Source organism: Pseudaeromonas sp. HNCC25DJ180 (genome assembly GCF_055413345.1).
The window spans coordinates 1-25,670 of record NZ_JBVAYF010000021.1 but is presented as its reverse complement, the minus strand read 5'-3'; the positions used below and the strand labels follow the sequence as shown (position 1 = coordinate 25,670).

24 protein-coding genes, 1 other RNA gene and 1 pseudogene are annotated in these 25,670 nt (G+C 56.3%); 7 read left to right on the top strand and 19 right to left on the bottom strand.

Annotated features, from left to right (window positions below; genetic code table 11):
- Window positions 1–15: 15 nt before the first annotated feature.
- From ftsA to rsmI, 15 genes are all read right to left on the bottom strand, one after another.
- Window positions 16–1,272 (bottom strand): cell division protein FtsA, encoded by a 1,257-nt coding sequence (gene ftsA / locus ACZYTD_RS16340; protein WP_463893645.1) that lies wholly within the window; start codon window positions 1,270–1,272, stop codon window positions 16–18.
- On the bottom strand, window positions 1,232–2,005 hold the full coding sequence (locus ACZYTD_RS16335) for a cell division protein FtsQ/DivIB (RefSeq protein WP_463893643.1): 774 nt from the start codon (window positions 2,003–2,005) through the stop codon (window positions 1,232–1,234). The genes ftsA and ACZYTD_RS16335 overlap by 41 nt, the downstream gene beginning before the upstream one ends.
- A 182-nt stretch (window positions 2,006–2,187) precedes the next feature.
- The gene (gene murC, locus ACZYTD_RS16330) at window positions 2,188–3,648 is read right to left on the bottom strand and encodes a UDP-N-acetylmuramate--L-alanine ligase (RefSeq protein ID WP_463893642.1); all 1,461 of its coding nucleotides are present in this window, start codon (window positions 3,646–3,648) and stop codon (window positions 2,188–2,190) included.
- Window positions 3,649–3,660: 12 nt separating this feature from the next.
- Window positions 3,661–4,731 carry an undecaprenyldiphospho-muramoylpentapeptide beta-N-acetylglucosaminyltransferase gene (gene murG, locus ACZYTD_RS16325; protein ID WP_463893640.1) on the bottom strand — a complete coding sequence of 357 codons (1,071 nt, stop codon included), beginning with the start codon at window positions 4,729–4,731 and terminating at the stop codon, window positions 3,661–3,663.
- A complete protein-coding gene (gene ftsW / locus ACZYTD_RS16320) occupies window positions 4,728–5,909 on the bottom strand; it encodes a cell division protein FtsW (protein WP_463893638.1) in 1,182 nt (393 codons plus the stop codon). The genes murG and ftsW overlap by 4 nt, the downstream gene beginning before the upstream one ends.
- Entirely contained in the window at window positions 5,906–7,198 is a 1,293-nt protein-coding gene (murD, locus tag ACZYTD_RS16315; protein WP_463893636.1) for a UDP-N-acetylmuramoyl-L-alanine--D-glutamate ligase, read from the bottom strand. Before murD ends, ftsW begins: the two co-directional genes overlap by 4 nt.
- A 9-nt stretch (window positions 7,199–7,207) precedes the next feature.
- Complete coding sequence (mraY, locus tag ACZYTD_RS16310) at window positions 7,208–8,290, bottom strand: phospho-N-acetylmuramoyl-pentapeptide-transferase (protein WP_463893635.1); 1,083 nt, start codon at window positions 8,288–8,290, stop codon at window positions 7,208–7,210.
- On the bottom strand, window positions 8,284–9,642 hold the full coding sequence (murF, locus tag ACZYTD_RS16305) for a UDP-N-acetylmuramoyl-tripeptide--D-alanyl-D-alanine ligase (protein WP_463893633.1): 1,359 nt from the start codon (window positions 9,640–9,642) through the stop codon (window positions 8,284–8,286). The genes mraY and murF overlap by 7 nt, the downstream gene beginning before the upstream one ends.
- Window positions 9,639–11,069, bottom strand: a complete 1,431-nt coding sequence (gene murE, locus ACZYTD_RS16300; protein WP_463893688.1) for a UDP-N-acetylmuramoyl-L-alanyl-D-glutamate--2,6-diaminopimelate ligase — start codon at window positions 11,067–11,069, stop codon at window positions 9,639–9,641. Before murE ends, murF begins: the two co-directional genes overlap by 4 nt.
- Before the next feature lie 25 nt (window positions 11,070–11,094).
- Window positions 11,095–12,855, bottom strand: coding sequence for a penicillin-binding transpeptidase domain-containing protein (locus ACZYTD_RS16295; RefSeq protein ID WP_463893631.1), 1,761 nt, complete (start codon window positions 12,853–12,855; stop codon window positions 11,095–11,097).
- Window positions 12,852–13,163 carry a cell division protein FtsL gene (gene ftsL / locus ACZYTD_RS16290; protein WP_463893629.1) on the bottom strand — a complete coding sequence of 104 codons (312 nt, stop codon included), beginning with the start codon at window positions 13,161–13,163 and terminating at the stop codon, window positions 12,852–12,854. The genes ACZYTD_RS16295 and ftsL overlap by 4 nt, the downstream gene beginning before the upstream one ends.
- A 3-nt stretch (window positions 13,164–13,166) precedes the next feature.
- Window positions 13,167–14,105, bottom strand: a complete 939-nt coding sequence (gene rsmH / locus ACZYTD_RS16285; protein WP_463893627.1) for a 16S rRNA (cytosine(1402)-N(4))-methyltransferase RsmH — start codon at window positions 14,103–14,105, stop codon at window positions 13,167–13,169.
- A gap of 2 nt (window positions 14,106–14,107) precedes the next feature.
- The gene (mraZ, locus tag ACZYTD_RS16280; RefSeq protein ID WP_463893625.1) at window positions 14,108–14,566 is read right to left on the bottom strand and encodes a division/cell wall cluster transcriptional repressor MraZ; all 459 of its coding nucleotides are present in this window, start codon (window positions 14,564–14,566) and stop codon (window positions 14,108–14,110) included.
- Window positions 14,567–14,909: 343 nt separating this feature from the next.
- Window positions 14,910–15,296: RNase P RNA component class A (gene rnpB / locus ACZYTD_RS16275), an RNA gene on the bottom strand.
- 17 nt (window positions 15,297–15,313) lie between these two features.
- Window positions 15,314–16,168: a 16S rRNA (cytidine(1402)-2'-O)-methyltransferase gene (gene rsmI / locus ACZYTD_RS16270; protein ID WP_463893623.1), complete on the bottom strand. Its 855-nt coding sequence runs from the start codon at window positions 16,166–16,168 to the stop codon at window positions 15,314–15,316.
- An 83-nt stretch (window positions 16,169–16,251) separates the two neighbouring features.
- Between rsmI and ACZYTD_RS16265 the strand changes: the two genes are divergently transcribed.
- The 4 genes and pseudogenes from ACZYTD_RS16265 to dolP form a co-directional block, all read left to right on the top strand.
- The gene (locus ACZYTD_RS16265; RefSeq protein ID WP_463893621.1) at window positions 16,252–18,129 is read left to right on the top strand and encodes a penicillin-binding protein activator; all 1,878 of its coding nucleotides are present in this window, start codon (window positions 16,252–16,254) and stop codon (window positions 18,127–18,129) included.
- Entirely contained in the window at window positions 18,089–18,469 is a 381-nt protein-coding gene (locus ACZYTD_RS16260) for a YraN family protein (RefSeq protein WP_463893620.1), read from the top strand. The genes ACZYTD_RS16265 and ACZYTD_RS16260 overlap by 41 nt, the downstream gene beginning before the upstream one ends.
- A 1-nt stretch (window position 18,470) precedes the next feature.
- Window positions 18,471–19,049, top strand: coding sequence for an SIS domain-containing protein (locus tag ACZYTD_RS16255; protein ID WP_463893618.1), 579 nt, complete (start codon window positions 18,471–18,473; stop codon window positions 19,047–19,049).
- 15 nt (window positions 19,050–19,064) lie between these two features.
- Window positions 19,065–19,634: pseudogene (gene dolP, locus ACZYTD_RS16250) on the top strand (division/outer membrane stress-associated lipid-binding lipoprotein); the annotation flags it as partial.
- A gap of 178 nt (window positions 19,635–19,812) precedes the next feature.
- Here dolP and ACZYTD_RS16245 read toward each other — a convergent pair.
- The 4 genes from ACZYTD_RS16245 to rplM all read right to left on the bottom strand — a co-directional run bounded on the left by ACZYTD_RS16245 (window position 19,813) and on the right by rplM (window position 22,058).
- Window positions 19,813–20,247, bottom strand: a complete 435-nt coding sequence (locus ACZYTD_RS16245; RefSeq protein ID WP_463893686.1) for a ClpXP protease specificity-enhancing factor — start codon at window positions 20,245–20,247, stop codon at window positions 19,813–19,815.
- 14 nt (window positions 20,248–20,261) lie between these two features.
- On the bottom strand, window positions 20,262–20,894 hold the full coding sequence (gene sspA, locus ACZYTD_RS16240) for a stringent starvation protein SspA (protein WP_463893616.1): 633 nt from the start codon (window positions 20,892–20,894) through the stop codon (window positions 20,262–20,264).
- Window positions 20,895–21,221: 327 nt separating this feature from the next.
- Complete coding sequence (gene rpsI, locus ACZYTD_RS16235; protein ID WP_463893615.1) at window positions 21,222–21,614, bottom strand: 30S ribosomal protein S9; 393 nt, start codon at window positions 21,612–21,614, stop codon at window positions 21,222–21,224.
- Window positions 21,615–21,629: 15 nt separating this feature from the next.
- Window positions 21,630–22,058 carry a 50S ribosomal protein L13 gene (rplM, locus tag ACZYTD_RS16230; protein WP_460881517.1) on the bottom strand — a complete coding sequence of 143 codons (429 nt, stop codon included), beginning with the start codon at window positions 22,056–22,058 and terminating at the stop codon, window positions 21,630–21,632.
- 470 nt (window positions 22,059–22,528) lie between these two features.
- On the opposite strand from rplM, the gene ACZYTD_RS16225 reads away from it, so the two are divergent.
- The 3 genes from ACZYTD_RS16225 (at window position 22,529) to degS (ending at window position 25,587) form a co-directional block, all read left to right on the top strand.
- On the top strand, window positions 22,529–22,918 hold the full coding sequence (locus ACZYTD_RS16225; RefSeq protein WP_463893614.1) for a Z-ring associated ZapG family protein: 390 nt from the start codon (window positions 22,529–22,531) through the stop codon (window positions 22,916–22,918).
- 74 nt (window positions 22,919–22,992) lie between these two features.
- Complete coding sequence (locus tag ACZYTD_RS16220) at window positions 22,993–24,360, top strand: Do family serine endopeptidase (protein WP_463893613.1); 1,368 nt, start codon at window positions 22,993–22,995, stop codon at window positions 24,358–24,360.
- A 99-nt stretch (window positions 24,361–24,459) separates the two neighbouring features.
- Entirely contained in the window at window positions 24,460–25,587 is a 1,128-nt protein-coding gene (gene degS / locus ACZYTD_RS16215; RefSeq protein WP_463893612.1) for an outer membrane-stress sensor serine endopeptidase DegS, read from the top strand.
- Window positions 25,588–25,670: the final 83 nt, after the last annotated feature.

Here is a 25,670-nt window from a genome sequence, read left to right as displayed (position 1 = left end):
TGCTTGCTAGCAAAATTAAAACTCGCCACGTAACCAGTTGCTGACCCGCTGGAACAGGCCACCGACACTGACTTTGACGTTGCTGTCCCTGCTTCCTTTGGACTGGTGAAGCTTGCCATATTGCAGCAGACCCACTGCCGTCGAGAAGACCGGAGCCTGCACATAGTCCGTCAGACCACGCACGTTTTCGGGTTCACCCACACGCACCTGGCACTGGAAAATCTGTTCGGCACATTCAACTATGCCTTCAATCTGGGCGGCACCGCCTGTGAGCACAACGCCTGCGGCCAGTTGATGCTTGACCCCCTGAGCGCGCAGGTCGGTCTGCATCTTGACTATCTCGTCCTGCACCAAGCCTAACAACTCGCTATATCTAGGCTCGATAACCTCGGCCAGGGTTTGTCTTTGCAGGCTTCGAGCCGGACGTCCGCCAACGCTAGGGACCTCGATAGCATCTTCTTTGCTAACCAGACGACCCAAGGCACTGCCATAGCGCACCTTGATGGCTTCAGCATCCACAGGCGGGGTGCCAAACGCGTAGGCAATGTCACTAGTAACCGTGTTGCCAGCGTAAGGGATCACCTTGCTGTAACGTAGAGCGCCAGCGGTAAACATGGCAATATCCATGGTGCCACCGCCCATATCGACCACACAGACCCCCAGCTCTTTCTCATCTTCGGTCAACACAGCATAACTGGAAGCCAAGGCCGAGAAGATCAGTTGGTCGACGCGCAATCCCACCCGTTCGACACACTTTTCGATGTTTCGCACCATGTCGTTATGGCAGGTGATGAGATGCACTTTGGCTCCCATCCGTACACCAGAGAGCCCGATGGGGTTTTTAATCCCCTCCTGGTAGTCAATAGAGTACTCCTGTGGTAACACATGCAGCACCCGGTGATCTTCCGGTAAACGCACCGACTTGGCGGTATGGATGACGTTATCCACATCCTCCTGGCTCACCTCCTCATCGGAGATAGGCACCATACCCTTCTCGTTGCGGCATTCGATGTGGCGTCCAGAGACGCCGAGGAACACAGAGCTGATGTGGCAATCGGCCATCATCTCGGCCTCATCGACCGCACGCTGCAACGATTTGACCACCGACTCCAGATCGTTAACGCCACCCTTGTCCATTCCGCGCGCGGAATGGGTGCCCAACCCGATAATATTGATCTCACCATCAGGCAAGACCTCTCCCACCAATACGGCCACCTTGGTGGTGCCAATATCAAGTCCGACTATTAGGTTTCTGTCTGCGGTCTTGGTCATTACCAGTCCCTTCGTTTGGTTTCCATCCCACAGCGATTCCCGTGTCATAACGCAGATCGAGATAAGCAATACGCTCATGTGCCTCAAGCTGCGGATAGACATCGATAAACCGCTGTAAACGTGTCAATGCATCTCCCCGACCCAGTATCAGCACCGGTCCCTCTGTCAGCTGCAACTCCCAGGAGTGGCGAGCCGTCAGATTCAATGCGGCAACATGATACCCGTTCAGGGCTAATATGCGTTCATATCGTTTGTATTCATCCCACACCCGGTTCGCCATATCATCCGGGCCCGAGAGTTTGACCAGAGGTCGCTTCAGGCGCTCCAGCGGCGCCTTAAAAATCCCCCCCTTGTCACTCAATAGCCGATCTTCGCCCCAACGGGCCCGCGGCGTCTGCTCAACCACATAGACATAGAGCAGCGCGGGCCAGCGTTTGCGGATAGAGGCCTGATAAACCCAAGGCAAGGCCTCCACCGTCTTCTGAATGTTATCCACATTCAGCTTGAAAAAATTGCTGATGGCCGGCTCGTTGAGCAGAGCCTTGCGCACATCATCGACTGTGACATATTCCAGCTTACCCTGGACCACCAGCCCATCTACCGGGATCCTGTCTTCCTCAAAAAACCAGCGTTTCAGATCGGAAGCCGTTGAGCTCAACCCGGCGACAACCGCCACGAAAAACACCACCCCAAACAGAAATTCACCGCGGGTGCGTGTCGCTACTTCACTCATCTTGCTGCGGCCACTCCTGTCACGGAACTTCCCCCACCCGGCTCACACCAGGTACTAGCCTGTTTTCAGCCGCCAATAGACGATCAGCTGAGGAAAAATCAGGTGCGCCATTATATAGACCCACCACGTCCGGTCAAAATCCATGAGTCTTAGTGACGCGACTCTGTCTGGCAGACCACAGTTTATGCCGATCCAGTACTTTTCATTAGCTCTATATTCAATTTCATCTCAGCCAGAGTGCGCGCCAAGGCCCCCACGTTGCCTGCCCCCTGAGTCAAAACCAGATCGCCCTCCTTGAGCAGCCCCGCCAACACGAAAGGCACTTCGGCCGGTGTGGCGACAAAAATCGGGTCCAGTTGTCCACGCTGACGGATGGACCGGCACAAGGCGCGGCCATCCGCACCTGGAATGGGCTCCTCACCGGCGGCATACACATCCAGCATAATGAGGACATCGACCTTAGAGAGCACATCGGCAAAATCATCATACAGGTCACGGGTACGACTGTAGCGATGAGGTTGGAAAATCATCACCAGACGCCGTTCAGCCCAACCCGCCCGCACCGCATTGATGGTAACGCGTACCTCGCTGGGGTGATGACCGTAATCATCCACCAGCATGGCCTTACCATTACCGGTTTCAAACTCACCAAACTGCTGGAAGCGTCGCCCCACCCCTTCGAAACGCGCCAAGGCTTGGGTGATAGCGTCATCGTCAATCCCATCCTCGGTGGCCACGGCAATCGCCGCCGCCGCATTCAATGCATTGTGCTGCCCAGGCAGGTTGAGGGTCACAGCCAGTAAAGAGCCATCCTGACGCCGCACCTTGAAACGACTGCAATGGCCCTCTTGGGTAAAATCGAGCACCTGCACATCGGCATCATCACTGTAGCCGTAGGTAATAGTCGCGCGACCAATCTCCGGCAGCAGGGAGCGGATCACGGGATCGTCGACACAGAGCACAGCCAAGCCATAGAAAGGCAAGTTGTGCAGAAACTCGATGAAGGTCGCCTTCAATTTATTGAAGTCGCCACCATAGGTATCCATGTGGTCGGCTTCAATATTGGTAACGATAGAGACCATGGGCTGCAGATGCAGAAACGAGGCATCACTCTCATCTGCCTCGGCGATCAGATAACGACTGCTACCCAGCCGGGCGTTGGTGCCCGCACTGTTGAGCAAGCCGCCGATGACGAAGGTCGGATCGCGCTGGGCCTCGGCATAGATACTGGAGACCAGACTGGTGGTGGTGGTCTTGCCGTGGGTTCCGGCTATCGCGATGCCATAGCGGTAACGCATCAGCTCCGCCAACATCTCGGCACGACGCACCACGGGGATGCGCTGCTCACGAGCGGCCTGGATTTCCGGGTTATCACTCTTGATGGCGGTAGAGACCACGACCACGCTGGCGCCCGCCACATGGTTTGCTTCATGACCGATGAAAATAGTCGCCCCCAAAGAGGAGAGATGCTCGGTGACCCGGTTCTTGGCGATGTCTGAACCACTGATCTGATAACCCTCGTTGGCCAGCACCTCGGCAATCCCGCCCATACCTGCGCCACCGATACCGATGAAGTGAATACGGCGCACCCGGCGCATTTCCGGGATCATGGTGCGAAGTTTTGCCAGTTCAACCTTGGTCATGTCACTCTCTCATCATTCGACTAGTTGTTTGCACACGGCGGCTACCCGCGCAGTGGCATCGAGGATGGCCGCCTGGCGCGCAGCCTGGGCCATCTCGGTTAATGTGTTTCGCTTCTGGTTAAGCTCGCTAACCTGGCGAGCCAAACTCTCGGCGGTCAGTTTGGCCTGAGGCAACAGCCGCGCCGCGCCCACGCGCGTCAAACTCTCGGCATTGCGGGTCTGGTGGTCATCTACCGCATGGGGCAATGGAATAAAGATGGCTGGCAACCCCGCTGCGGCCACCTCGGCCACCGTCAGCGCGCCGGCCCGACAGATCACCAGATCGGCCCAGCCATAGGCTGCCGCCATGTCGGAGATAAACTCACTCACCTCCACCTCGGCCACCCCCAAATCTCGGTAGACCATGGCTACCTTTTCCTGGTTGTGCTTACCGGTCTGGTGATGGACGGCAATATTCTCTAATGAAGCCAAGGCAACGGGCACCACTTCATTCAGCGGTCGCGCCCCCAAACTGCCGCCCACCACCAACACATGCAGGGGTCTGTCACCCTGAATGGTATGACTATGCTCCGCAGCCAGAGCCACCACCTCAGCCCGCACCGGGTTACCCACCACAGCCGTCTTGCTGGAGGTAGCAAAGGCACCGGCAAATCCCATCAGCACCCGCTTAGCCAGATGAGAGAGCAGGCGATTGGTCATACCCGCCGCGGCATTTTGCTCATGTAACACCAGAGGGATACCCCGTAACCAAGCGGCCACGCCACCGGGGCCGGCGGCAAACCCGCCCATCCCCAACACCAAGTCGGGCTGGAATGCCGTGAGGATCCTGCTGGCCTGCACCACAGACTTCACTACTCGCCAGGGGGCCATCAACAGGCGTAACACCCCATTGCCACGCACCCCTTGAATATCAATGAAGGAGATAGGATAGCCATGAGCAGGCACCAGTTGGGCCTCCATGCGGTCGGCGGTGCCGAGCCAGTGGATTTGCCACCCTTCTGCGGCCAGCTGATGTGCCACGGCCAAGCCGGGGAAGACATGTCCACCTGTGCCACCCGCCATGATCAGCAGTCTCTTGCTCATTCCGTACTCCGTTGCGGCACCTGGCTGCGCGTCAGACGCATCTCAAAATCGATCCGTAACAGCAAAGCCACGGCAATACTCATGGCGATGAGGCTGGAGCCGCCATAGCTGATAAGCGGTAGCGTCAACCCCTTGGTCGGCAACATGCCGGCGGCAGCGCCTACGTTGATCACGGTCTGGAAGCTGAACCAGATGCCAATGCCGCAGCCCACATAACCTTCAAACAGGCGTTTGTCATTGAGCGCCAAACGACCGATCTGCAAGGCCTTGAGGGCCAATGCCAATTGCATCACCAGTACCACCAAGACGCCAAAATAACCCAACTCCTCGCCCAAAATGGCAAACACAAAGTCAGTATGAGCCTCAGGCAGGTACTCCAGTTTCTGTACCGAATTACCCAATCCCTGACCAAAGAAACCACCTCGACCAAACGCCATCAACGACTGAGTCAACTGATAACCGCTGCCGAAGGGATCGGCCCAAGGATCCAGGAAGGAGGTCACCCGGCGCATCCGATAGGGCTCGAACAGGATCAACATCACCAGGGCGGCTACGCCCATCATGATCATCATGATGAACTGAATAAGTCTGGCTCCGGCAAGGAACAGCAGCCCCAAGGTAGTCACGAACAGCACGACCACAGAACCTAGATCAGGCTGAGCCAGCAGAAACAGCGCCATGAAGAAGACCAGCCCCAAGGGCTTGAGGAAGCCGGAGATTTGCCCCCGCACCTCCTCCATGCGCCGCAACAGGTAGCTGGAGAGATAGGTGATGAGCACCAACTTGGCCATTTCGGCGGGCTGCAAATTAAACGGCCCCAGAGGAAGCCAGCGTCTGGCGCCATTTACGCTATGGCCAGCCACCAACACCACAAACAGCAGGAAGATAGAGAAGATCAGCAGATGGCCACTCCACTGCTGCCACTTCTGCACCGGCACATAGAGCGTGGCGGTTGCCGCCAGCACGCAGAGCACCAGGAAGATGAGGTGGCGTTTGAGGAAGAAGAAGCCGTCATTACGCAGCGAGATCCCCTCGGTAATGGAGGCAGATGAGACCATCACCATACCAATGAGCATCAGGGTGATGGCCAGGGCCAACAATTGACGATCATAGAAAGAGGGGCGCGCTGGCACCAGCCAGCGCCAGACACTCATACCCGCTCGCGCCATCAGTGTCATAGGGCCTCCACCAAGGCCGTAAACTGCTGGCCACGCACTTCAAAATTTTTGAACATATCCAGGCTGGCGCAGGCTGGAGCTAGCAACACCCAATCACCTGGTTGCGCTAACTGTTGTGCCCTGTGAACTGCCGCAGTCAGATCGGCTACCCGCTCGGCTTGGGGCCCCAGCTCGCAGAGCAGCTGGGCATCCTGGCCAAAGCAGAGCATCTGATCGATCTGAGTGCCTAGCAGCGCCTGCAGTGGGGCGAAGTCCTGCCCCTTACCCTGACCACCCGCGATCAGGATGAGCTTACCCTGCACCGCCTCGGCCAGACCCGCTACCGCCGCCAAAGTTGAGCCCACATTGGTTGCCTTTGAGTCATTAACCCAACGCACCCCAAGATGCTCGCGTACAAACTGGCAACGATGGGGTAATCCGGTAAATCGTTCAAGCACCGCCAACTGGGCGGCACGCGGGATGGCAACCGCATCGCATAGCGCCATGGCGGCCAGTGCATTCATCTGATTGTGGGCACCGACTATGTGCAGTTTCTCCACCGCCAGCACCGGCTCACCGGCTACGGCCAAGTAAAGCTGACCATCACGCACCACCCGACCATATGCCTGCTCATCCAGACCAAAACTCTGCCATAGCTGACCCGCAACCGGAGCGGTCGCCATATCATCGCGATTGCACAGAATGTGCTTGGCACCGACATAGACCTTCTGCTTGGCGGCCAGATAATCGGCCATGCCCGCATAGCGATCCATGTGATCTTCGCTGAGATTGAGGATGGTGGCTGCCGCCGCTTGCAGTGAATGAGTGGTTTCCAACTGAAAACTGGACAGTTCCAGCACATAGAGATCCGCAGGCGTCAGTAACAGATCCAGCGCCGGTATGCCGATATTACCCCCCACACCAACCGCCAAACTGCCCTCAACCGCCATCTCGCCCACTAGGGTGGTCACAGTGCTCTTACCATTGGAGCCGGTGATAGCGACTATCGGCGCCTTGGCTTCGCGCACAAAGAGTTCAATATCCCCTATGATCTCCACACCCGCTGCGGCTGCTGCCTGCAGTGCAGGGGTCGCCAAGGCAATCCCCGGGCTGGCGATGATGAGCTCAGCCTGAGTCAACAGCACTTCATCCAGCGGGCCACAGCGCAGTTCGACTCCCGCCGCTAGATCCTGAGCGCCCGGCGGATTGGCTCGGGTATCCAGCACCATGGGCGTTACCCCGCGGCGCAGGAAGTAGTTCACGCACGAGAGACCCGTCTTGCCTAATCCCAGGATGATAACCTTGCTCATCTGCTTGCCTTATCTCAACTTCAACGTCACCAGCCCCAGCAATACCAGCACCAGGGTGATGATCCAGAACCGCACTATGACCCGAGGCTCAGGCCACCCCTTCAGCTCATAGTGATGATGAATGGGTGCCATGCGGAAAATACGCTGGCCCCGTAATTTATATGACCCCACCTGCAGGATGACGGAAACCGTCTCCAGCACGAAGATGCCCCCCATGATCACCAGCAGGAACTCCTGACGGATGAGCACGGCAATCGCCCCCAATACCGCGCCCAGCGATAGCGAGCCGACATCCCCCATGAACACTTGGGCCGGATAGGTGTTAAACCAGAGAAAGCCCAATCCGGCACCGACTATGGCGGTACAGACCACCACCAGCTCAGAGGCATGCACCACATAGGGAATATGCAGATAGTTGGCGAAATTAACGTTACCGGTAGCCCAAGCCACCAACGCCAAACCCGCCGCCACCATGACAGTCGGCATGATGGCGAGGCCATCTAGACCATCGGTCAGATTCACCGCATTGGAGGAGCCGACAATCACCAGATAGCAGAGGGGAATGAATAGCAGCCCCAGTTCAGGCATCAGGTTCTTGAAGAAGGGGACGACCAGCGTGGTCTCTGCAGCCGAACCGGCTGACCAGAAGAGATAGATGCCCACGGCCAGTGCCACTGCTGACTGCCAGAAATACTTCCAGCGCGCGATCAAGCCCTTGCTGTTTTTTCGGATCACCTTACGGTAATCATCGACAAAACCAATCACCCCATACGCCACCAGCACAAACAGCATGACCCAAACATAGGGGTTGTTGAGCCGCGCCCAGAGCAGCACCGACACCAGGATGGAGGAAAGGATCAGCAGGCCCCCCATGGTCGGCGTGCCGCGCTTGCTGAAGTGGGACTCAGGTCCATCGTTACGCACCACTTGACCAATCTGCAGCAACTGCAGACGGCGGATCAGATGCGGACCAATCCACAACGCAAAACCCAGCCCCGTCAAAATAGACATGATGGCGCGGAAGGTCAGGTAAGAGACCACGTTAAAGAGAGAGAAATAGGGCGTCAGATATTCCGCCAGCCAGACTAACATGCCTGCTCCTTGCTGTTTTTCACAAATTCGATAACCTCTTCCATCCGGGAGCTGCGAGCCCCCTTAGCCAGAAGAGTGAGATGTTCCGGGCGGCTCAGCAACGGAGCCAAGGCAGCAAACAGCGCAGCCTTATCGGCGAAGTGCTGACCACCCGCGGCCTGGGCGGCATGCTCGGCCAAGCGACCGACGGTAAAGACGGCATCGAGTCCCGCCGCTTTAGCGTGCACGCCCACGTCACGATGCAAGGCTTCCGCCTCCTGCCCTAACTCACCCATGTCGCCAAAAACCAGCACCCGAAAACCGGGCAGTGTCGCCAGCATATCAATAGCCGCCAGCACAGACTGTACACTGGCATTGTAGGTATCATCGATCAGGGTCAGGCCAGACAACTCCTGCAGACAGAGCCGCCCCTTGACCGGTTGCAACGACTCCAGGCCACGCTTGATGGTCATCAGGCCTGTGTCCAGGGCCTGAGCCAGGGCCGCCGCCGCCAGAGCATTGGCCACATTATGCCGCCCAGGCAGCGGCAGGGTGATATCCACCTCACCCACGGGCGTCACCATGGTGAAACTGCAACGCGCCAACGCGTCGCAACGAATATCTCGAGCAAAGAAGTCTGCGGCACTGTTCTCAATGCCGAAGCTGTGCATGTTGGGCTCGAGATCGGCCTGCCAGAAGCCAAAGAACTCACTGTCGGCATTGACTATGGCCATCCCCTGCTCACCCAGCCCGGTAAAAATCTCCGACTTGGCCAGCGCCACGCCCTGTAGCGAGCCAAAGCCCTCCAGATGAGCCGCCGCCACGTTGTTGATCAGCGCCACATCCGGCTTCACCAGCGACGTGGTCCAGGCGATTTCACCCGGATGATTGGCTCCCAGCTCCATGACCGCAAACGCATGCTCAGGAGTCAATCGCAGCAGGGTCAAGGGAACGCCAATCTCGTTATTCAGGTTACCTTGCGTTGCCAGCACCGGGCCGCGCAGACTGAGAATCGTGGCACACATCTCTTTGACCGTGGTCTTGCCACAGCTACCCGTGATTGCCACCACCTTGGGTTGCAAACGGGAACGAACGAGCGCCCCGAGTTGGCCCAGCGCATAACGGGTATCGTTGACCAGCAATTGAGGACAAGCCAGGGGCTGGGGCTCACTGACCAACAGGGCTCCAGCGCCGTTGGCCACCACCTCGGCACAGAAGTGGTGAGCATCAAACCGCTCCCCCTTGATGGCCACAAACAGCGCGCCAGGGGCTATCTGCCGACTATCGGTCGTTACGGCCTCAATGAGCCTATCCTCACCCAATAGGGTGGCATCCAGCGCATTGGCTATTTCCTGGAGTGAAAGCGGGATCATGCGCCAACCTCCAGGAGTCGAACCACGGTATCGCGATCGCTATACATCAACTTCTGCTTACCCACTATCTGATACTCTTCGTGTCCCTTGCCGGCGATCAGGATGAGATCGCCGGCTTGGGCCTCACTCAACGCTCGACGGATGGCCGCCTCCCGTTGATGTTCAATCAAGGCCAATTGCGGCGCAGCCAACCCAGCCAACATATCGGCCACTATCTGTTCTGGCGCCTCGGTCCTGGGGTTGTCATCCGTGAGGATGAAACGATCCGCTAACCGCTCGGCAATGGCGGCCATCATGGGGCGCTTGCCTCGGTCACGATCGCCACCACACCCCACCAAACACCAGAGTCGACCGAGACAATGCTGACGAGCCGCCAACAACGCCTGCTCCAGGCCATCCGGGGTATGGGCGTAATCCACCACCAGCAGGGGCTTGTCGCCACCACCAAAGCACTCCATACGCCCGGTGACCGACTGCAACCGAGGGGCTGCGGCCAACAGGGCCTTCAGGTCATAGCCCAGCACCAGCAGACAAGCCAACGCGGCCAGGATGTTGGCCACATTGAAGGCGCCAAGCAAAGGGGCGGATAATACACCCATTCCCCAGGAGGAGGTAATTTCGGCTGAAAATCCACGATCGTGGAACTGCGCCTGGTCGGCAAAGAGATAACGACCGGGTAGATGCGTGAGGGAGCGAGTCTGGCTGTAGGCCACGGCATTGGGTAATTCGGCTAACCACTGCTGAGCGACCGGGTCATCGGCGTTGAAGACGCACGATGCGGCAGGCAACAGAGTGAACAGCCGTCGCTTGGCGGCGGCATACTCGTCCATTGTGCCGTGATAATCCAGATGGTCACGACTCAGGTTGGTAAAGGCCGCCACGGCAAAGGGTAAGGCCGAGACTCTATGTTGCACTAGACCATGGGAGGAGACCTCCATGGCCACCAGATCGGCGCCCTGTTGCTGTTGCCGCGCCAGCTCACGCTGGATCTCCACCGCGCTGGCCGTGGTATTGGCGCAGGGCGTCAGATGACCGAACAAACCATTACCCAGGGTGCCTAACACCCCGGCCGTGCCACCCAGCAAAGCACGCCAGTTAGCGATTAACTGGGTCGTGGTGCTCTTGCCATTGGTGCCGGTTACGCCCACCAGTTGCAGCTGCTTACCTGGCTCACCATAGAAACGCCCCGCCAGTTCAGAGAGACGGGCGGGTAAATCGGCGATGGCAAACAGGGGAACAGGCTGCGCCACATCGGCGATAAAGGTTTCATCCGCTTCATAGAGAACGGCAGCCGCTCCTTGCTGGATGGCGGCCGGAATGTAGCTGCGGCCATCGACCGCATGCCCCTTCAGGGCAATAAACAGATCACCAGGCTGCACTGCCCGACTATCCAACTGCATCTCACCCAGGGCCACAGCAGGAGCCATGATGCCCAGCGGTGCGAGTAACCGATCAAGTGTGAGGGACAACTTTAACCTCCTGGCGCACCAGATTGACTTGGGGTTTGGCTGCACTCAGGGTCTGCGGTGCATCTGGCGGCACATTGTAAAGCTGCAGCGCTCCGGCCATCACCTCGGCAAAGGCGGGGCCCGCGACCATACCGCCATAATAAGCACTGCCATGGGGCTCGTTGATGATCACCACCATGGCAAAGCGGGGATTCGAGACTGGTGCAAAACCGGCAAACGCCCCCACATAATCCTTACCATAACCCCCGGCTATCGCGACCTTGGCAGTCCCTGTCTTACCGGCCACCCGATATCCAGGCACCTCGGCCTTGGTCCCGGTTCCCCCCTGCTCGACCACTGACTCCAGCTGCAACATCACAGCCTCGGCATCCTTGCGTGACACCACCTGCTCACCTTGCGGCGGCTCAGTGACCTTCAGGATCGATACCGGTTTGCGCACCCCCTTGTTGGCGAGCGTGGCATAGGCCGAAGCCAGCTGTAGCGGTGTCACACGCAGGCCATAACCAAAGCCCAGGGTGGCACGCTCTATGTCTGACCAGCGACGACGAATGGGTAACATGCCAGAGCTTTCGCCCATCAGCCCCGTACCGGAGTCCGAACCCAAGCCAAACTGACTCAAGGTATCCAGTATTTGTTGCGCCGGCATACGTAAGGCGATGTGTGCCATACCTATGTTTGAAGAGAATTTGAGAATGTCACCCAGGGCCCCTTGCGCCATACGATGGCTATCGGTAACCCGCTTGCCCCCAATGTTAAAGGGGCGGGTATCAAACACCTCGCTCCAGTTGGTGACGCCATGCTCCAGAGCACTGACGGCGACCAGAGGTTTCACCGTCGAACCAGGCTCATAGGTATCGGTCACGGTCCGGTTACGAGCCCGGAAGCCTTGGTACTGGCCTCGATTGTTCGGGTTGTAGGAGGGGGTATTCACCATGGCCAGCACCTCCCCGGTAACCACATCTAGCAGTACCAGGGAGCCGGAGGTGGCCTTGTTCACCTCGGTTGCATATTTGAGCGAGCGATACGCCAGGGACTGTAGACGCTGATCTATGCTGAGCATCAGGTCGTTGGCCTTCTTGCCCTCTTTCACCACACCGATATTTTCGATGACACGCCCCTGGCGATCCTTGCGCACCTTGCGCTCGGCTGGCACACCGGTGAGCCACTCGTTGAAGCTGCGCTCCACCCCTTCGATGCCACTACCATCTATGTTGGTCATGCCGACTATGTGAGCACTGATCTCACCACTGGGGTAGTAACGGCGACTCTCCCGGCGCAGGTAGACACCAGGCAAGCGTAACTTGCCAATATATTCGGCCACAGAGGGGGTGATCTGACGCTGTAAGTAGACAAAGCGGCGTCGCGGATCGGCGATGCGCGACGTCAACTCCTTGATATCCAGCCCCAACACCTCAGCCAAGGCCTGCCAGGCTTTGCTGTTATCCAGAGCACCACTGTCATGAACCGTCTTGGGATCGGCCCACACCGCCTGCACGGGCACGGAGACCGCCAGTTGCTCGCCATTGCGATCGGTCACCATGCCACGCCCGGTGGCATCCGCTGTGGTGCGCAAGGAGCGCAGATCGCCCTCCAGACGTAGACGATCCGGCTGAATGACCTGGATCCAGGCCGTTCTGGCAACCAAACCGAGAAAACCCAGCAAAATGAATCCCAGTACCGTAAAAAAACGCCACTGGGGAATGCTGAACTCGGTTTTCTTGTTGGCTTTGCGTTTTACACTCATGGCTGGTTAATAATCTTTTCCGTTAGAGGAGCCGGACGCGCCATCAGCAGCTTGCTCTTGGCGATATCACTGACTCGGGAGTGCTCGGCCAGCGCATTTTGCTCTAACAGCAAATGGCGCCACTCAATATCCAGTTTGTCGCGACCATCCATCATCTCATTGAGGGCAATGGTCAGCAGTCGAGTCTCATTCGTTACCACTATGGTCGTCATGGCCGACCCCAGTATGGCCAGGGCAAGCAGGATCTGAAATTTGTGGCGCCCCAGATCCTGCAGTATCTCCAATGCCAGATTGACCCGCGTCTCCATGGCTTAACTCTCCAATCGCTCGGCCACCCGCAATACCGAACTGCGGGAGCGTGGATTTGCTTCAATCTCGGCCTCGGAGGGTTTCTGGGCCTTACTGATACTCTTCAGGGTGCGACCTCCCGCTAGCTGAGCTTCCGTCAACGGCAGGCCATGTGGCACTTCCGGCCCCTTCTCCTGCTTGCGGATAAACTGCTTAACGATGCGATCCTCCAGCGAGTGAAAGCTGATGACCACCAGTCGACCCTGCGGCGCCAAGACCTTTAATGCGCCATGCAGCGCGCGCTCCACCTCTTCCAGCTCGGAATTGATATAGATGCGGATTGCCTGAAAACTGCGGGTCGCCGGATGCTTATTCTTCTCACGGGTCGGGATCAGGCGCGCAATTAATTCGGCCAACTGACGTGTTCGCACGAATGGACGCTCCACTCGATCGTGGACTATGGCGCGGGCAATTTTCTTGGCAAAGCGCTCTTCACCAAACTCCTTGAGCACCCAGGCGATGTCGTCGGCATCCGCCTTGGCCAACCACGCTGCGGCGCTGAGTCCGGAGGTAGGGTCCATGCGCATATCCAGAGGACCATCTTTTTGAAAACTGAAGCCCCGTTCGGCATCATCCAACTGGGGTGATGACACCCCCAAATCCAGCAGCAAACCATCCACCTTGCCGGCCAGACCCCGTTCGCTCAGGTAATCGGCCAAACCGGAGAAAGCACCGGGAATGATTTCAAAACGCGGGTCGTTAATCGTTCGGGCTTCGGCTATGGCCAGGGGGTCCCGATCTATGCCCAGCAGGCGCCCCTCCGCACCGAGACGGGAGAGGATCAGGCGCGAATGACCACCGCGGCCAAAGGTGCCATCCACATAAATGCCGTTAGGCTTGAGCGCCAGTGCATCAACGGCTTCATGCAGCAACACTGTGACATGACTGAAAGTCTGTTCCATAGCTAGAGAGAGAAATCCCGTAAAGTGTCTGACTGCGACCAGTCCATATCTGGCAAGGCGCCAAGATCCTCGTCGACCTGAGCCAACCAGGCGGCATCGCTCCATATCTCGAATTTGTTCAGCTGCCCAACCAACATCACCTGCTTGTCCAGCTTGGCATGTTGGCGCAGAGGGGCCGGCAATAGGAAACGTCCATTGCCATCGAGTTCGCATTCACTGGCATGACCCAACAACAAGCGCTGCAGGCGTCGCTCCAGCGGATCCATAGTCGAAAGAGCCCTAAGTTTTTTTTCAATCGCCTCCCACTCTGGTAATGGATAGAGGAGCAGGCAAGGATGGGTGATATCTATGGTGCAGATCAGCTGGCCCTCGCTCTCATCGCGAAGCCAATCTCGATACTTGGTTGGTAGCGCCAGTCGCCCCTTGGAATCCAGGGTGATGGCATGAGCACCACGTAACATGAGATTTACCTACCTGCTAATCTACTTTATTCCACAATTAACCACTTTTATCCACGCTAGAGTGTAAGGATGGGGCCCCCGCATTGCAAGGGAGCAACCTGCGCCAAGCCGCGATATATCTGGTGCTCCTAGGGTGATGACACGAAAAGAGACTTATTTTTCAGCAGAGTATTCAGTTATGCAGAATTTTCTATTTTGCGAGCGGCTTCGCGTTATTGATCCCCGGCCAGGTGGCGAGCAATTGTTCTAATCTGGCTTTTCATCTTCGCCTTGCGCGATTAACCGCTCGCTCTCTAGCAAACAGCCAAAAAAATACCGGCCGAAGCCGGTGTTTTTTTTGAATCGAGGGAGTTGGCACTATATAAGCCGGGTTCTGTTCCGAGTTGCCTCGGTGGCAGCCATTCCTCTAGGCCAGCAATCGCTCACTGGCTCAAGCAACCTACCCGCCCCCAACGCGGGCCGCGCCAATAGGGGCCTATTTGGTCTTGCTCCGGGTGGAGTTTACCGTGCCACGAACTGTTACCAGTCGCGCGGTGCGCTCTTACCGCACCCTTTCACCCTTACCTGATCCCTTGCGGGCCATCGGCGGTTTGCTCTCTGTTGCACTGGTCGTAGGCTCACGCCTCCCAGGCGTTACCTGGCACCCTGCCCTATGGAGCCCGGACTTTCCTCCCCCTTGCCCGTCTGCCCGAAGACACAACGACAAAGCGGCGACTGCCTGGCCAACTCCGTGGCGGATTATAGGGCCTACTCCGGATCAGCGCAAATAGAAGCCTGCTCCAGGGCATATTTATAGAGCGCATTCTTCTTCACGCCATGAATTTCTGCGGCTAAGGCCGCTGCACGCTTGAGCGGCAACTCCTTTTGCAGCAGCGCCAAGGTACGTAACGCCTCGCTGGGAAGTGCATCGGCATCCGGCCTGGCGCCAGCCAGCATCAGGACTATCTCGCCACGGCAGCGGTTTTCATCCGCGGCCAGCCACTCACACATGGCCCCGGCGGGTAGTGAGTGAATCGTCTCAAAGGTTTTGGTCAGTTCGCGCGCCACCACCACTTGACGCTCACCATAGAGTCGGGCAATGGCACTCATGGTATCCAGCAAGCGACGAGGCGATTCATAGAACACCAGAGTCCGGGGGTCGTCCAGTAGCTCGGTCAGCTTGTCATCCCGCGCCTTCTCCTTGGCGGGCAGAAACCCTTCGAAGGCAAAACGATCGGTAGGCAAGCCGGCAGCGCTCAGGGCTGTGATAGCGGCGCAGGGGCCAGGCAAAGGTACGACCTTCACCCCAGCCTCTCGACAACGGGTCACCAGATGGTAACCCGGGTCGCTGATGAGCGGAGTGCCGGCATCCGAGATCAAGGCCACCGATTGCCCCTGTTGCACCTTGGCAATGAGCGCATCGGCACGCTGTTGTTCATTATGATCGTGCAGCGCAAAGAACGACGCCTTGATCTGCAGATGATGGAGCAAAATACCCGAGTGACGGGTATCTTCGGCCGCAACCACATCCACCATGCCCAATACCTCAATGGCTCGCTGAGTAATGTCACTCAAATTACCTATCGGAGTTGGAACTATGTATAAACAAGGGGTAGATTGCATCGCTTCTTCTCGCCTAACAATTGTGTCGGAAAATTGACCCGATTACACTATGCACCACACCACACTGCGGTCGGGGAAATACTTTGTCTCTGCATAATAAGCTTTTTAGCGTATCACAGTTCTTGCGTCTGTTTTTGCTTGCTCTGCTGCTGTCGGCCTGCGCAAGTACGCCTGATGAATCGCAGGTAGGCAAAGAGCTACCGCCCAGCGCCTTTTCCGAGTTGAAACAGCAACCGGATTGGTATCTGGCGCAGTTGGCCCAAACTGATGCGGCTTACCGTTTCAGTTGGGAAATCCTGGCGGCACGCAGCCTGATCGCCAAGGGCGATCTGCAACAAGCCAGCGCCATCCAGCAGCAATTGGCGAAGGAAGCCTATACGCCACGGCAAAAACATGAACAGCAGCTGGTTGCGGCCCTATTGCTGAATAAACAAGGGCAGTATGCCGAAGCCTTGAGTCGCTTGAGCAAGATTGACCTGCGCCCCCTCTCCAGCGATGCCGTCGCCATTTACTATGGCCTGCAAGGTGATGCACTGGCACAACAAGGCTCTGCTCTACCAGCCTGCCAGGCTTATGTATCCCAAAGCCGCTTCCTGCAAGGCGACGCCCTCAAGCACAATTCCGAGGCGGTGTGGACACTACTGAGCGGGCTGGATGGCGCGACACTGCAACAAGAAAAAGCCAAGGCGAACAGTGATACCTATCGCGGTTGGTTAGCCCTGGCGGGCCTACGCCTGAGCAGCGGCAGTGACCAGGCTAAGTTCCAGGCACAATTCCTGCAGTGGCAAAAGCAGTATCCAAACCACCCCGCCAGCGCCCTATTTGCCACCTTGCCAAGTACCCCCATAGAGGGGAAAACCCCCGTATCACCCTCAGGCATGCCTGGCAAGATAGCGGTATTCATTCCACTGAGCGGCAATCTGGCCGCTCATGGTGACGCTCTGCGCAACGGTTTGTTGACCGGCTACAAGGATGCGGGACTGCAAGGCGACATGCGTTTCTATGACAGTGCCAGCCAGACCATGCCGACTCTGTATCAGCAAGCCCAGGCCGATGGCGCCGAGATGATAGTCGGCCCCTTGATCAAGGAGCAGGTTGAATCGCTACTCAGCCTCAAGCCTGTGCTGCCGGTTCTGGCCTTGAATGAACCCAATGGCACGCCCAACAGCCCGTCGCTCTTCTACTTTGCACTCTCCCCCGCCGCCGATGCCGAACAGGCCGCCCTGAAGATCAGCCAGGATAACAAGCGTCTCCCCCTGATCTTGGCGCCGCAAGGCGCGCAGGGCCAGCGCGTAGTGGATGGCTTCACCAGCCGTTGGCAACAGACCCATGACACCCAACCACTGGTTGCGCGATTCACCGATCGCCAAAGCCTGCAGGCCGTACTCAGCCAAGCCATGGGTGTATCATCCAGCCAGCAACGCATCGACTCCCTGCAACGCACCCTGGGCCAGAAAGTCTTCGCCCAACCCTTTAACCGCCAAGATGTGGATGCCATCTATTTGTATGCCTCGCCCCTGGAGGCCGGCATCATCAAATCGTTTCTGGACATCAGCCAGAGTCCCTTTGCTGAGCCGCCCACCTACTATCTGGGCGCCAAAGGGAATCCCGGCCTGAATAACCCGGGTGTGGGGCAAAATGTTATCGGCATGCAGATTGGCGACATGCCCTGGATGCTGGATAAACAATCAGAGCTGCGCAATAAGGTGACCGCCCTGTGGCCGCAGATGAATAATGACCTGCTACGTTTCTTTGCCATGGGCTATGATGCGGCGCGACTGGTACCACACCTATCCGAGTTACGCGCCGATCCCAACCAACAGCAGCCCGGTCTGACCGGGGAGTTGAGCATAGCGCCCACCGGAGGCATAGTGCGCAACCTGAGCTGGGTGACCTACCAGAACAGCACCTCAGCAACCAATGCGCCTGCCTCTGCTGCTACAGCCACTATTCAGCCCTAAAGGGGCCGAGTATGAAGACGCAGCCCTACGGTTTCTGCAAAACCAGGGGCTGCGCCTGGTTGCCCGCAACTACCGCTGCCGGGGCGGTGAGATCGATCTCATCATGCAGCAGGATGACTATCTGGTGTTCGTGGAGGTACGTTTTCGCGCCGGGAGGAGCTACGGCGGAGCAGCGGCATCGGTGACCCGAACCAAACAACAAAAAATTCGCATGACGGCCAGCCACTATCTGCAAACTCACGGTTTCAACGAGTCACAACAAGCCTGTCGCTTCGATGTGGTAGCCTATGAAGGCTCAGAGCAGTGCCAATGGTATATCAACGCCTTTCAGGGGAGCTAAGTTGGATCGCATCAAAGTAAATTTCACCGAGAGTATCCAGACCAAGATCGCAGCCGCCGAGGCCCTGCCGAACGATATTCAGACCGCAGCCCAGATGCTCACCATCTGTCTGTTAAATGGCAACAAGATACTGGCTTGTGGCAGTGGGCCTGGGGCGGCACTGGCGCAGTTATTTGTCAGCCAACTGGTTCATCGCTTCGAGACTGAGCGTCCCGCCCTGCCGGCGCTGGCACTGAATGCAGACAGCAGCCTCATCAGCGCAGTAGCCGCCGATTGTGGCTTCGATGAGGCTTACGCCAAGCAGATCCGCGCCCTCGGACAGCGGGGCGACATATTGCTGGTCCTGGCCGGCGATGGCAATAATCGGGTGCTCATCAAAGCGGCGGAAGCGGCACTGAGCCGGGACATGACCATCATAGCCCTGACAGGGGGAGATGGTGGGGAAATCGCCGGGCTGCTGGGCCCCAGTGACGTGGAGGTTCGCGTCCCCTCAGCCAATATCTCACGTATCCTGGAGGTCAATCTACTTTGCCTCCAATGCCTGTGCGATCTCATCGATCGCACTCTGTTCCCTCAATAATCGGAGCTAGCCTGCATGAAGAAACAGCTGTTATGGAGCCTACTGGCCACCCTTCCCCTGTTGCATGGATGTGCCGGTCTAGTTGTCGCTGGCGCCGCCACAACAGCCGTTGTAGCCAATGATAGACGGACTTTTGGCTCTGTTATCGATGACCAGAATATTGAACTGAAAGCTGCGAATGTCATTACTGAACGCAAGGACATCACCAAAGCCAGCCGCATCAGTGCAACTAGCATGAACGGTATGGTGTTACTGGTTGGTCAAACACCCTATGATCAATTCAAGCGAGAGAGCGAACAGTTGGTCGCCAAAGTGGGAGGGGTGCGACATGTCTACAATGAACTGCGCATCCGTAAGCCCATACCCTTTGATGTACAGAGCGCGGATGCATGGATCACCTCCAAGATCAAATCCCAGATGCTGACCACCAAGGGTGTGGATAGCACCCGCTTCAAGGTGGTCACCGAGAATGGTGAAGTATTCTTGATGGGGTTAGTAACGCGCAGCGAGGCCGATAAGGCCATCAACATCGCCAGACATGTCTCTGGTGTCAAGAAGGTAGTCAAGGTGCTGGAGTATGTGCAGGGCGACAGCTCATCCGGGTCAGCTAGCAGCACACCCGCCATCAGCACAGAGAGCAACGCAGCCAGCAATGCGACCTCTGCTGGCGATGTACAGATGGGTGGAACCGCTGATGAGGTGATCAAATATTGATGGGGCAATGAGACCATGGAAAACGGCGCCGAGGCGCCGTTTTTTTATGCTACTTGATGACCCGCAAAGTGGGACGTCCGACCGGACGCGCAGGATCAGGCTCTGGCTGCACCGAAGCCTCGCCTTCAACCTCATCGGCTAAAGCCGACCCAGCCTCCTCCCACGCCGCATATGCTTCCTCCGCGGGGAAGAAGGTGCCGACACCATTCTCGCGAGCATGGATAGCCACAACGGCAGCCATGGGGACATACACCTGGAAGGGTGTACCACCAAAACGAGCACTGAAGCTAATTGCCTCATTGTCCTGTGTGTAGGCCATCACCGCCTGCGGCGCGATATTCAACACTATCTGACCATCACGGACAAACTGCTGGGGCACCCGCACATGAGGCAACGAAGCGTTGACCAGCAGATGGGGCGTCATCTCATTATCCAGCAGCCAATCGTAAAAGGCGCGCAACAGGTAAGGGCGACTCGGGGTCATATCAAGAGCCATGACTAGATACCATGCCGCAGTTCACGCTCGACATCCGTCAGCGAAGCCTGGAAGGAGTCCCGTTCAAACAGGCGAGTCATATAGCCCTTCAGCTCTTTCGCCCCCTTGCCGCTGAGCTCAATTCCCAGCTGCGGCAGACGCCACAACAGCGGAGCCATGAAGCAGTCAACTTGGCTAAACTCTTCACTCATGAAGTAAGGGTACTCGTTGAAGATCGGCGCTATGGCCAGCAGACTTTCCCGCAACTCCTTGCGAGCGCCATCGGCATCAGCACCATTGGCCACAATCTTGGCAACCAGTGAATACCAATCCAGTTCGATACGATGCATCATCAGGCGACTGTTACCACGAGCCACCGGATAGACAGGCATCAATGGTGGATGAGGAAAACGTTCATCCAGATATTCCATGATGATGCGGGAAGTGTAGAGCACCAGATCGCGGTCAACCAAGGTTGGCACGGAAGCATAGGGGTTTAACTCCAACAGCTCTTCCGGCAGATTGTTCACATCAACTTGGCAAATATCTACGCTAACCCCTTTTTCGGCCAGCACGATACGCACCTGATGGCTGAACATATCGTTAGCCCCGGAAAATAGAGTCATGATAGAGCGTTTATTGGCAGCGAAAGCCATCGACCCCTCCATTTACGAACAACAGAAAAGCAACGGAAGCCTCAGCCTGCATTGCCAGAATTATAGTGAGGGCCCTGATATAGAGCTGCGGCCCACAGAATAGGACGGTAAGTCTACCAGATCTCGAGACGCTTGATCATAATCTTCGTCATTTAATTCGCCATTTCCAGCAGAATCAATTGCATTCACCCCTGTAACCTGCTTAACCATGTGAAAAACTGATGTACAGGCTTGCGACGGAAACTGAAACGAAGTGAATAAGGGAGTGAGCGATGAACCAAAGAAAAACCCGGCCATAGGGCCGGGTTTTTGTATACCCAAGGGGTATTAACGCTTGGAGTACTGAGGACGCTTACGCGCCTTGTGCAGACCGACTTTCTTACGTTCAACCTTACGGGCATCACGAGTAACAAAGCCAGCCTTACGCAGGATCGGACGCAGGCTCTCGTCGTATTCCATCAGGGCGCGGGTGATACCATGACGGATGGCACCAGCTTGACCGGAGATGCCACCACCAGCAACGGTGATGAACAGATCCAGCTTTTCAGTCATCTCAACCAGTTCCAACGGCTGACGAACTACCATGCGGGCAGTAGGACGACCGAAGTACTCTTCCAGAGAGCGCTTGTTGATAACAATGTTACCCTTGCCTGGCTTTACGAACACGCGAGCGGTTGAGCTTTTGCGACGGCCAGTACCGTAGTATTGATTTTCTGCCATTTGCCAGATCCCGAATTAGATGTCCAAAACTTGAGGTTGTTGAGCAGCGTGGTTGTGCTCGCCACCAGCGTAAACTTTCAGCTTACGGAACATGGCGCGACCCAGCGGGCCCTTCGGCAGCATGCCTTTAACAGCAGCTTCGATAACCATCTCAGGCTTGCGGTCGATCAACTTCTCGAAGCTGATGGACTTGATACCACCCGGGAAACCGGAGTGAGAGTAGTACATCTTGTCGGAAGCTTTCTTGCCGGTAACGGCAACCTTCTCTGCGTTGATAACGACGATGTAATCGCCAGTATCTACGTGAGGAGTGTATTCCGGCTTGTGCTTACCGCGCAGACGGCTGGCAATCTCGGTGGCAATGCGCCCCAGGGTCTTACCCTCGGCGTCCACAACGTACCAGTCACGCTTTACGGTTTCTGGCTTGGCAACGAAAGTTTTCATTACAGTTAACCCAAATTACTGTTTGAAAGATGACATTATGCTCGGCTCATGCCGCACATAACAAATTAAAGACCACCCGTATCCCTTCGAATACAAGTCAGATCGCGATTGCTAGTACCGCCAAATCGGCGGCCTGTAACGTGGGCTGGGCGATTATAAGTGAAGTCGCCCAAGAAATCACCTGCAGATTTCATTGCCCATGAAATTTGCAAGTCGCCCAGCCCACCTCCAGATGCAGATGCCCCTACATCGGAAGGCGCAATATTTTGACGAATAAAAGCACACTCTGGCAAGGTATTCATGCGTTCAAGAGCATATAAAAGCGCAATTGGCCCTCATCAACAGAAAATCCCCGTCTTTTGTTGTGAGCAATTGAGCGCGTCTGCGGTGAGACAGTACCCTGCTGCCATTCCTGCAGGTATAGTTAGCAGGTCTTCAACTTATAGCCATGTATATACAAAGGTGCAGTCATGACTGAATTCACAACCATTCTCTTTGTGCTGATCGGCGTCATTCTCGGCTTTGTGGCTGGGCGCGCTACTTCTCGGGCTGGTGATGCCGCCAAGTTACACAAAGAGCTCACCAAGAATCGCAAGGAGTTGGAACTGTACAAACGGGAAATGGCAGACCACTTCGCCAGTACCTCCGTCATGATGGAACAATTTGACGAACAGTATCAGCGCCTGTTTCAGCACATGAGTGACCAAAGCCAGAAACTGGCTCCGCAACAGAGCGCGTTTCGTACTGAACCCACCGACAGTAACCTGATGAACAGCGTAGAAGCAGTCCCTGAGACTCAGCCTCTCGATTATTCAGGAGAGCGCTCCGGCCTGCTGAATGATCAAAATAAACTGGGCTAGGAACTATTTTTTACAACCGATAGTCATAATGTAGTGAAGTTTTGATTACTGGCTTTTATTAGGAGTTGTAATTGATGATCCGTTTACCTCGCATGATCCTGAGCACCATAGCCTTAAGCATGGGTCTCGCCTTATCCTCTATCCCAGTACAAGCAGCCTTGCCTTTGGCCGTTGATGGCCAACAACTCCCCAGTCTGGCGCCGGTTCTTGAACAGGTAACCCCAGCCGTGGTGAATATCTCGGTATCCGGTAAGAAAGTTACCCGCCAAGCTATACCTGAACAGTTCCGCTTCTTCTTCGGCCCTGATATGCCTCCCGAGCAGGTACAGGAGCAGCCCTTCCAGGCCTTGGGCTCGGGTGTCATCCTAGATGCCGATAAAGGCTATGTGATCACCAACTCCCATGTGATCCAGGAAGCCGATGAGATCAAAGTCACCTTGAAAGATGGGCGTGAATTTGTCGCCAAGAAAGTGGGCGAAGACCAGCAATCTGACATAGCCCTGCTGCAGATCAAGGCCGATAAACTCACGGCTATCAAGTTAGCCGACTCCGATAAACTCAGAGTCGGTGACTTTACCATCGCCATCGGTAACCCCTTTGGCCTGGGGCAAACAGTTACGTCAGGGATTGTCAGTGCCTTAGGCCGTAGCGGCCTGAACATCGAAAATCTGGAGAACTTTATCCAAACAGATGCGGCCATTAACTCCGGTAACTCAGGCGGCGCCCTGCTCGACCTGAAAGGTGAGTTGATCGGTATCAACACCGCCATCCTTGGCCCTAACGGCGGTAATATTGGTATTGGGTTCGCCATTCCCTCCAACATGGTCAAGGACTTGATAGAGCAGATCATCAAGTTTGGTGAAGTCCGTCGCGGTGTCCTGGGCATCATGGGCGGTGAGCTCACCACGGACCTGGCCAAAGCCTTTGGTTATGACAAGCAAAATGGCGCCTTTGTCAGCCAAGTCATGCCCGGCTCTGCTGCCGACAAGGCCGGCATCAAGGCTGGTGACATCATAATCAGCATCAACGGTAATAATGTTCGCTCCTTCGGCGAGTTACGCGCCAAAGTTGCGACCATGGGCGCAGGCAAAATGGTGGATTTAGGCATCATCCGCGATGGCAAAGAGCAAACCGCTAAAGTTACGCTGATGCAAGCGGAGGCTGGGGAAGTCAAGGCGACAACCTTACACCCTGCCCTGCGCGGTGCTCAACTCGGCAATACTGGAGCCAATGTGCAGCCTGCTGGCGTCGAAGTGAAAGAGATTGAAGCTCGTTCACCCGCCGCGGCCGTAGGTTTACGCAAGGGGGATGTGATTGTCGGAGTGAACCGACTGCGCACGGCTAACCTGAATGAGTTAAGCAAAGCCATCAAGGGATCCCAAGATGTGCTGGCGCTTAACATCAAACGAGGCAGTACTTCCCTGTACCTCGTCCTGCGCTAGACCATGACTCGACCTGCGGCAGGCCCTGCCGCAGGTCGTCACGCATTAACAGGTATGATGTGGTATTCTGGGCCTATTAAAGCCTGGTGAAAACACAACATGAAACGACCGCTCTCCTTAACTTATCTGACGAAGTCAGTACTCTTAGGTGCCGGTGTTGCCGCCACCATGCTATTGCTATTCCCTGACCTGCGTATTTCACCATCCAGCGAATCACAACCCCAACGTACTCAGGCACCGCTAAGCTATGCCAAGGCTGCCCGTCTGGCTGGTCCGGCTGTGGTCAATATCTATACCCGCAGTTTCCAAAAATCTAATCTGACCCAAACGTCTGAGTTACGACCCCAAAGCCTCGGCTCTGGGGTCATCATGACTGAGAAGGGACATATACTGACCAACTATCATGTCATCGCCAATGCTGATCAGATCATAGTGGCACTGCAGGATGGTCGGCTCTTTACCGGTGAGCTGGTAGGCGCCGATCTGCCCACCGATCTAGCCGTGCTGGTCATCAAAGCCGACTCCCTTCCCGTCATGCCCCAGAATGAGTCGCAAGCCCCCCAGGTCGGGGATGTGGCTCTCGCCATAGGCAACCCCTATAACGTAGGACAAACCATTACCCAGGGCATCATCAGCGCCACGGGTCGCATAGGCCTCAGCACCATGGGTCCTGACAGCAATGGACGCCAGGATCTATTACAAACGGACGCCGCCATCAACTCAGGAAACTCCGGTGGTGCGCTGGTCAATACTAACGGGGAACTGGTCGGCATTAATGCCGCATCGTATCAGCTGAATAATGCCGATAGCTCTGCGGGTATCAGCTTCGCCATCCCCTACCAGTTGGCCCACCGCATCATGCTCGAGCTCATCGCTAATGGCAGGGTGTCTCGCGGCTATGTAGGCATATCGACGGTAGATGTGGATCCGGTGACGGCCCGACTGATGAATCTGGGAGAACTGCGCGGCTTGGTGATTGAAAATCTCGACCCAAATGGTCCAGGAGCCAAAGCGGGGTTACAGACCGGAGATATTCTGACCAAACTAGATAATAAGGCCCTGGAAGGGGTTCGCTCAGCGATGGACGCCATAGCGGAAGCAAAACCTGGCACTAAGGTTTCCGTCTCTGTACTGCGTAATGGCAAACCACTCAAGCTTACCGTTACCGTAGAAGAAGATTTACGATTCAAAAACTTCAGTAATAAAGCCGACAAACCACAGCCCTGATAAACACCCATCGCAACAGGCGAAAGATTAAGCCTCAAGTTAACATCCTAGGGAAAACACGAACTCGAGTGATGGAGGAAAGA